Origin of the sequence: Streptomyces sp. SID3343 (assembly GCF_009865215.1) — a bacterium.
Lineage (GTDB): Bacteria > Actinomycetota > Actinomycetes > Streptomycetales > Streptomycetaceae > Embleya.
Genome location: NZ_WWJX01001496.1, coordinates 1 through 1,926, shown reverse-complemented (window position 1 = coordinate 1,926; position 1,926 = coordinate 1). Strand labels below are relative to the sequence as shown.

The 1,926-nt window shown below is 73.7% G+C and carries 1 protein-coding gene; it reads left to right on the top strand.

The features are described from left to right. On the top strand, nucleotides 1-1,926 hold a 1,926-nt coding region (locus GT354_RS47495), incomplete at both ends, for a type I polyketide synthase (protein WP_161364025.1).

Here is a 1,926-nt window from a genome sequence, read left to right as displayed (position 1 = left end):
CGCGGCCGAGGTGGCCGCGCTGGGCGCCGCGGTGTCCTTCGCGGCGTGCGACGTGGGCGACCGGGACGCGCTCGCGGGCGTGCTCGCGGCGATCCCCGCCGAGCGTGCGCTGTCGACGGTCGTCCACGCGGCCGCGGTCCTGGACGACGCGGTGATCGCCGACCTGACCCTCGATCAGATCGAGCGGGTGCTGCGGGTCAAGGTCGACGGCGCCCGGCATCTGGACGAACTCACCCGTGATCTGGACCTGTCCGCGTTCGTGCTGTTCTCGTCGCTCGCGGGCATCTGCGGGGTCGCGGGACAGGGCAACTACGCGCCGGGCAACGCCTACCTGGACGCCCTGGCCGCCCGGCGCCGATCCGAGGGACTGCCCGCGACATCCGTGTCCTGGGGCCACTGGGCCGGCGGCGGGATCGCCGCGCCCGAGGTCGAGGAACGGTTGGGCCGGCAGGGCCTGACGATGCTCGACCCGACCCTCGCGGTGGCCGTGCTCGGGGACATCCTGGACGCCGACGAGAGCCACCTGACGGTGTGCGACATCGACTGGGACGTGCTCGTGCGCGACCGACGCGGCCCGCTGGTGTCCGAACTGCTCGCCCCGGCCCGGCCGGTCGGCGCCCGGGCCGGATCCCCGAGCGACCCCCGGGGCGCCTCCCCGATCGCCGTCTCCGCGACGGCCTCGACCCCGCTGGGGGTGCGCGTGGCCGAACTCGCGACCGGCGACCGGCGACGCTTCCTCGTGGACGTGGTCCGCACCCAGGCCGCGGTGGTGCAGGGATACCCCTCGGCCGAGTCCGTCGAGGCCGGAAAGCCGTTCCGGGAGCAGGGGTTCGACTCGCTGACCGCCGTCGAACTGCGCAACCGGCTCAATGCGGAGAGCGGTCTGCGGTTGCCCGCGACCCTCGTCTTCGACTATCCCACCCCCAACGCGCTCGCCGAGTTCCTGCGTGGCGAACTCCTCGGTGAACTCGCGGCCCCGGACGCCGCAGCGGTGGCGCCCCGGGCCGGCACGGCCGACGACCCGATCGTGATCGTCGGCATGGCCTGCCGGTTGCCCGGCGGCGTCGCGTCACCCGCCGACCTGTGGCGGCTGGTCGCGGCGGGCACCGACGCGGTCGGCGACTTCCCCACCGATCGCGGGTGGGACGTGGACGCACTGTACGACCCGGACCCGGATCGAGCCGGCCGGACGTACACCCGAAAGGGTGCGTTCCTGCCCGACGCCACCGACTTCGACAGCGCCTTCTTCGGCATCTCGCCGCGTGAGGCCCTCGCGATGGATCCGCAGCAGCGACTGCTCCTGGAGACCGCGTGGGAGGCGTTCGAGCGGGCCGGGATCAACCCGGACACGCTGGCGGGCAGCCGGACCGGCGTCTTCACCGGCATGGCCGGGCACGACTACGCGCTCGGCCCGGGCCAGACGCCGCAGGGCCTGGAGGGCTACCTCGGCACGGGCAACGCGGGCAGCGTGGCCTCGGGCCGGATCTCCTACTCGTTCGGCTTCGAGGGCCCGGCGGTGACGGTGGACACCGCGTGCTCGTCGTCGCTGGTCGCGCTGCACCTGGCTGCCCAGTCGCTGCGTTCGGGCGAGAGCGACCTGGCGCTCGCCGGTGGGGTGGCGGTGATGGCGTCGCCGGGGATGTTCGTCGAGTTCTCCCGGCAGCGCGGCCTGTCCGTGGACGGGCGCTGCAAGGCGTTCGCGGGCGCGGCCGACGGTACCGGCTGGGCCGAGGGAGTCGGCCTGCTGCTGCTCGAACGGCGGTCGGATGCGCGGCGTTTGGGTCACCGTGTGTTGGCGGTGGTTCGGGGCAGTGCGGTCAATCAGGACGGTGCGTCGAATGGGTTGACGGCGCCGAACGGTCCTTCGCAGCAGCGGGTGATTCGGCAGGCGTTGGCGAACGCGGGGCTTTCGGCGGTCGAGGTGGA